This window comes from Pannonibacter sp. I15F10I1, assembly GCF_900185665.1.
Lineage (GTDB): Bacteria > Pseudomonadota > Alphaproteobacteria > Rhizobiales > Stappiaceae > Pannonibacter > Pannonibacter indicus.
Genome location: NZ_FYAN01000003.1, coordinates 267237 through 273883, shown reverse-complemented (window position 1 = coordinate 273883; position 6647 = coordinate 267237). Strand labels below are relative to the sequence as shown.

Here is a 6647-nt window from a genome sequence, read left to right as displayed (position 1 = left end):
ACCATTCAAAAACACCTATATAATCAACAAAGAACAAAACAAGTACAAAGCAAACAGGCAAAACCGTCGAAAGCCACGTTCCGCAAGTAAAAGGCGCGCACCGCCGGAGCCAGGTCAGCCCTCATGCGATCGACAACAGCGCCTGACAACGCGACGGATGCCGGGCCTCGCTGCCCAGGGCCAGTCGTAATCCCTTCGAACGCAGGCCTTCATCGCCGGCTGGCAGCTCTACCGCGCTCGCGGACCTCTTGGGGAGCGGGTGCATCGTCTTGCTCATGATGCTCCATCCCACTCATGAATGTGAACCCCGGCAAACCTGATGCGGGGCAGTCTGCAATCGCATAATGCCGGTCTTCAGCCGATCGCCAGCCTCGACGCGTGCGCCGCGTGCCTTTTCAAACCGATACCAAGTCTTCCAATGCTGACGCATCACGCCTTGAGATTGCTCAGGCGCTGCTCGGGCTCGTATGAGGCGGATAATTCAAGCGGCACTTGACACCCATCTGCAAACGCGGCTTAACTATCATAGTAATGGCTTCTATTATATAATTATGAAGCAGAGGGGACGAGGATGTTGAAAAACGCGTTGCTGGCAGCAGCAATCATGACGCTGCCGCTCTATCCAGGACTGACGTTGGCTGCGGGAAAGATCGATGTCGCGACGATCGGTGAACCGCCGACGCTGGATCCGATGGTGTCGACCGCCGACGTCGTCGGCATGACCACTCAGCATATCTTCGAAACGCTCTTCACCTATGACGGCGAGTGGAACGTGGTGCCGCTTCTCGCCGACGCCATGCCGGAGATTTCCGAAGAAGGCAGGGTTTACGACATCACCTTGCGAAAGGACGTGCGGTTCCACGATGGAAGCACCATGGATGCCGGCGATGTGCTCGCCTGCATCGAGCGCTGGATGTCGATCGCCTCACGCGGCAAGCAGGCTGCTCCGTATGTCGAAAAGGTTGAGATGACGGGTGACAATGCGATCCGCATTACACTCAGCAAGCCCTATGCGCCGCTTCTGTCGCTTCTGGCCTTCAACAACTCCGCAGCCGTGATCATGCCGAAGGAGAATCTGGTTGAACCGCTCGTGACCTTCACCGGTACCGGTCCATACATGTTGAAGGAGCACAAACCGGACCAGTACATCCAACTCGTGCGCTTCGATGATTACGCAGCCCGTACCGAATCCGCGAATGGCTTCGGTGGCAAGCGCGAAACCATACTGGACGAGATCCGCTTCGTGCCTGTGGCGGATGCCAATACCCGCCTGGAAGGCATCCTGTCCGGCCAGTTCGACTTTGCCGATTCACTGCCGGCGGAGAGCTATGGGCGTCTGGAGAGTGCCGACAAGGCGCTGCCAGTCGTGCTGGAGCCCTTCGGCGCGCCGGTTTTCGTCATGAACACCAAGCAGGGAATGATGACGAGCAAGGCGGTCCGCCACGTCATCCAGACGGCGCTGAACCCCGAAGACATGCTGCTCGCGGCCTTTGGCAATGAGAAGTTCTCCAGGGTCAGTGGCTCACTCTATCCGCAAGGCTATATCTGGCACACCGATGAAGGCATCCAGCGCTACGGCAGCGGCGATCCCGTGAAGGCAGGAGAAATGCTGAAGGAAGCCGGTTATGACGGCAAGCCGCTGCGCATCCTGACGAGCCGGCAATACGAGTTCCATTACAAGATGGCACAGGTCGCGGCCGAGTATCTGAAGATGGCGGGTTTTACGGTCGACCTCGGGATTTATGATTGGGCGACGCTGACGCAGCGCCGTGCCGATCCAGCGCTCTGGGACATCTTCATCACCCATGGGCCGTTCCCGGCAGAACCTGCCCTCAACGGCTGGATGTCCGATGATTTTCCAGGCTGGTGGAACTCGGCCGAAAAGCATGCCGTTACCGATCCCTTCCTCGCGGAAGCCGATCCGCAGAAGCGCAAGGCGCTTTTCGCTGAAGTGCAGAAGGCATTTTACGAGGAAGCTCCTGTCTTCAAGGTCGGCGACTTCAATGCCTTGACTGCGGAAGCGAAGACGCTGGAAGGCTTCAAGCCATCGCCTTGGCCGTATTTCTGGAACGTCAGCACCGAAAACGGCAAGTAATCCTGGTTCCTCCCAGGACCTTGTCCCGGCCGGTGCTCACCCACCTCACCGGCCGGGATCCTTTTTATCTTGTTCATTCCGCGACTTGAGCAGGTACTCCCATGACAAGAGCCTTTCCGAGCGGTTTTCTCTGGGGCACCGCCACCTCGGCCTTTCAGATTGAAGGGGCAACCAGGACGGACGGCCGGGGACCGAGTGTCTGGGACGTCTATGCCCACACGCCCGGCCGGACCACGAATGGCGACACCGCCGATATTGCCTGCGATCACTATCACCGCTATCCGGAAGACATCGGCCTGATGCGCGATCTCGGTGTCGGGGCCTATCGCTTGTCGACCGCATGGCCGCGGATCTTTCCCGAAGGCAAGGGACAGGTGAATCAGCGTGGGCTCAATTTCTACGACCGGGTCATCGATCTGCTTTTGCATGAAGGGATCGAGCCCTGGATCTGCCTTCACCACTGGGACATGCCGGTGGCGATCGAAGAGAAAGGCGGCTGGCGGAATCGCGATACCGCAAGCTGGTTTGGCGACTACGCGGCCGAGGTGATCCGCCACTTCTCCGATCGGGTCCAACGCTTCGTGCCGGTTAACGAACCCAATGTCATTCCATGGGTTGCCTACAATCTCGGCCGCCACGCTCCGGGCAAGCAGGATTATGCGAGCTGCCTCGCCTCGATCCACAATCTCAATCTTGCCCACGGCAAGACGGTGACGGCAGTGCGCGCGGAAGCCCCCGCGGCGGAGGCCGGCAATATCGTTTCGCTCGGGCCGGTTCGTCCGCATTACGACGACGAGGCTCATCGTGAGGCATGTGTTCTCGGCGATGCGCTCTGGCGCCGCGTCACAGTCGACCCGTTATGGCTCGGCACCTATCCCGAACCGCTGAGGGACCAGCTCGATGGACTGGTGAAGCCCGGCGACATGGAGGAAATCAGCCAGAAGCTCGATTTCTTCGGCCTCAATCACTACAACCCCGTCTATGTCGCGCCGCATCCCGGTGCCACCTGGGGCGTGGCCGAAACCATGCCGCCGACCGGTGCCGGCCCGCTCACGGACGTCAACTGGGTGGTCGATCCGGGTGCCTTCCTCGAGCAGATCCGGGATACCAGTGCCCGCTACGGCAATCCGCCGATATACATCACGGAAAACGGCGCCTCCTTCCACGATGCGCTGAGGCCCGACCGGACGGTCATCGACAAGGAGCGGATCGCCTATTTCGAGGGTTATCTGAACACTGTTCTGGATGCGATCGAGGAAGGCCACGACATCCGGGGTTATTTTGCCTGGTCGCTGATGGATAATTTCGAATGGGGCCGCGGTTTCAGCAAGCGTTTCGGCCTGGTCTATGTCGACTACCCGACGCTGCAGCGCATTCCCAAACAGTCCTATTACCGCCTCGGCGGCATTATTCGCGAGAATGCTCTGTGAGGGCGGTCTCTTTTCCTGCCGGCACTTCGCATGACCCGCGCTCGGCCGGGCGATGCGTCAGACACGGTGAAGCTGCATGATACGTTATGTATTCAAACGCCTGCTCGGCATGATCGTGGTCATGATACTCGTGGTGACGATCGTCTTCGTCATCGTGCGCGTCACGCCGGGCGATCCGGCGGCCGTAATGCTGGGACCCGATGCGACCGCTCAGGACATCGCCGATCTCCGGATCCGCCTCGGTCTCGATCAGCCTATCCTCGTGCAATACGCAAGCTATGTGCTTTCGCTGCTGCAGGGCGATCTCGGCCGCTCGATCTTCCTCAACATTCCGGTAACGGCGGCGCTGGCGCAGCGCGCGGAGCCTACCTTCTTCCTCACGGTCTTTGCACTGATACTTGCGAGCGCCGTCGCTCTTCCCGTCGGCATCTATGCCGCCTACCGCCGCGGTTCAATCATCGACCAGGCGGCAACGGTGATCGCCATGACGGCGGCCAGTGTGCCGAGCTTCTGGCTTGGGCTGATCCTGATCCAGTATTTCGCCGTGAAGTTCGGTGTCTTCCCGGTCTCTGGTTATGGCGGGCCGGGCGCGAGCTTTTTTGAGCGGCTGCATCATCTGGTTCTGCCAGCGGTTTCGCTTGGCCTTGTTTCGTCCGCGCTCATCCTGCGTTTCACGCGTGCGGCCATGCTCGATGTCCTGAACGAGGATTACATCCGCACCGCCCGCTCAAAGGGCCTGGTCGAACGGCGGGTGATATTGAAACACGCTCTGAAGAACGCGCTGATCCCGATCCTGACGGTCATCGGCCTCACCGGTGCCGTGCTCGTGGCCGGTGCCGTGGTCACTGAAACCGTATTCGCGCTTCCCGGCGTCGGCAGTCTCGTCGTTTCAGCCGTGCTGCGCCGTGACTATCCGGTCATCCAGGGAGCACTGCTCGTGATTGCCGGCCTTTACGTTCTCATCAATTTTGTCATCGACATGCTCTATCTGCTGGTCGATCCAAGGGTGCGCTACTGATGGCCGAGGTCCAGATTTCCTCCCCCGCGGGGGCCGCTTTGTGGGTTTTCCTGCGCCGGCTGACCAGGCGCAAACCGGTGCTGATCGCGCTTGCCGTCCTTGTCATCTTCGTCCTGCTCGCCGTGCTCGCGCCGGTGATTGCGCCTTATTCCCCGACCAAGCTGTCGATCGCGAGCCGGCTGAAGGAGCCAAGTCTCGAACATTGGTTCGGGACCGACGAGTTTGGCCGGGATGTTTTCACACGCACGATTTTTGCTGGCCAGGTTTCACTCTTCATCGGGTTTGCGGTGGTGGTGCTGTCGGCGCTGATCGGAGTGACGCTCGGCTTGCTGGCGGGTTTCTTCTCGCGGCTCGACACGCCGATTGCCCGTCTGATCGACGCCATGATGGCGTTCCCGGACATCCTGCTGGCGATTGCGCTGGTCGCGGCCCTCGGCCCATCGATGTCGACGGTCATCGTGGCTCTGTCGATCGTCTACGCGCCACGGCTCGCACGCATTGTGCGCGCCTCGACACTCGTCATCCGTGAACTTCCTTTTGTCGAGGCTGCCCAGTCCATGGGCATCTCGACCTACCACATCATGACGCGGCATGTGCTGCGGAACCTCATCTCCCCCATTCTGGTGCAGACCACCTTCCTCTTCGCCAATGCGATCCTCGCCGAGGCCGGGCTTTCCTTTCTCGGCGTCGGCGTCAGCCCCGAAGTTCCGACTTGGGGAACCATGATTTCCTCCGGCCGGCAATATCTCGATCAGGCCAGCTGGATGACGCTTTATCCGGGCCTGGCGATCATCCTGGCCGTTCTCTCACTCCAGATCGTCGGCGATGGAATGCGCGACATGCTGGATCCCCGTTTGCAGAAGGACTTGTAAGATGGTGCAGGCAAGAACCGCCGAACCTCTGTTGATACGCAACGTAAAGCCCGTGGGCTTCGATACGGTGCAGACCGGAACCCCGATCGATGTTGCCATCGGCGCTGATGGCAATATCGAGGCGGCCGCGCCGGGCCTGCCGCAGGCTGGCGGCCGGACGGTTGTCGACGGGCAGGGTGCCTGGATCTCGCCGGGATGGATCGATCTTCATGTTCACATCTGGCATGGAGGCACGGATATCTCGATCCGGCCGTCCGAATGCGGCGCGGAACGCGGCGTCACCACGCTCGTCGACGCGGGCTCTGCGGGTGAGGCCAACTTCCACGGTTTCCGGGAATATATCATCGAGCCGTCGCGAGAGCGCATCAAGGCGTTCCTGAATCTTGGCTCGATTGGCCTGGTGGCCTGCAACCGCGTGCCGGAACTGCGCGACATCAAGGATATCGACCTTGATCGCATCCTCGACTGCTATGAAGCCAATAAGGAGCATATCGTTGGCATCAAGGTGCGGGCGAGCCATGTCATCACCGGCTCCTGGGGTGTGACCCCGGTCAAGCTCGGCAAGAAGATCGCCAAGATCCTCAAAGTGCCGATGATGGTTCATGTCGGCGAACCACCAGCGCTATACGACGAGGTCCTGGAAATCCTTGATCCTGGCGATATCGTCACCCACTGCTTCAACGGCAAAGCAGGCTCCTCCATTCTGGAGGATGAGGATCTGTTCCAGCTCGCCGAACGCTGCGCGTCGGAGGGCGTGCGCCTGGATATCGGCCATGGCGGCGCTTCGTTCTCCTTCAAGGTGGCGGAAGCTGCGATCCAGCGCGGCCTGATGCCGTTCTCGATCTCGACCGACCTGCACGGCCATTCGATGAACCACCCAGTCTGGGACATGGCGACGACGATGTCGAAGCTTCTGTCGGTTGGCATGCCCTTTACGGAGGTCATCCGCGCGGTCACGGCGGCCCCGGCCTCGGTCATCGGCCTGCCGGGCGAAAACCTGCTTTCGGCCGGTAACCGGGCGGAGTTCACGATCTTTAATCTGATCGATTCGGATCTGGAAGCGACTGATTCCAATGGGGATGTCGCCCGGATGAGCAAGCTCTTCGATCCGGTCTACGCCGTGATCGGCAGTGAGGTCATCAAGGCCAGCCGCTACCAGCCGCGCCCGCCGAAACTCGTTCGCCACAGCCATGGTTATTCCTGGCGTTGAGCCGGGTCTGCAATTTCATCAG

At 60.3% G+C, this 6647-nt stretch carries 6 protein-coding genes; 5 read left to right on the top strand and 1 reads right to left on the bottom strand.

Annotation, left to right across the window (positions count from 1 at the left end; translation table 11 throughout):
* Positions 1 to 121: 121 nt before the first annotated feature.
* Entirely contained in the window at positions 122 to 277 is a 156-nt protein-coding gene (locus IF10I1_RS02965) for a hypothetical protein (RefSeq protein WP_186392345.1), read from the bottom strand.
* Positions 278 to 571: 294 nt separating this feature from the next.
* Between IF10I1_RS02965 and IF10I1_RS02960 the strand changes: the two genes are divergently transcribed.
* The 5 genes from IF10I1_RS02960 to IF10I1_RS02940 all read left to right on the top strand — a co-directional run bounded on the left by IF10I1_RS02960 (position 572) and on the right by IF10I1_RS02940 (position 6625).
* Entirely contained in the window at positions 572 to 2095 is a 1524-nt protein-coding gene (locus IF10I1_RS02960; RefSeq protein ID WP_186424356.1) for an ABC transporter substrate-binding protein, read from the top strand.
* 101 nt (positions 2096 to 2196) lie between these two features.
* The gene (locus tag IF10I1_RS02955; RefSeq protein ID WP_058898502.1) at positions 2197 to 3525 is read left to right on the top strand and encodes a GH1 family beta-glucosidase; all 1329 of its coding nucleotides are present in this window, start codon (positions 2197 to 2199) and stop codon (positions 3523 to 3525) included.
* Positions 3526 to 3601: 76 nt separating this feature from the next.
* Positions 3602 to 4543, top strand: coding sequence for an ABC transporter permease (locus tag IF10I1_RS02950; protein ID WP_186392347.1), 942 nt, complete (start codon positions 3602 to 3604; stop codon positions 4541 to 4543).
* Positions 4543 to 5415, top strand: coding sequence for an ABC transporter permease (locus IF10I1_RS02945; protein WP_122522698.1), 873 nt, complete (start codon positions 4543 to 4545; stop codon positions 5413 to 5415). Before IF10I1_RS02950 ends, IF10I1_RS02945 begins: the two co-directional genes overlap by 1 nt.
* Before the next feature lies 1 nt (position 5416).
* Positions 5417 to 6625, top strand: a complete 1209-nt coding sequence (locus tag IF10I1_RS02940) for an amidohydrolase/deacetylase family metallohydrolase (protein WP_058898505.1) — start codon at positions 5417 to 5419, stop codon at positions 6623 to 6625.
* Positions 6626 to 6647: the final 22 nt, after the last annotated feature.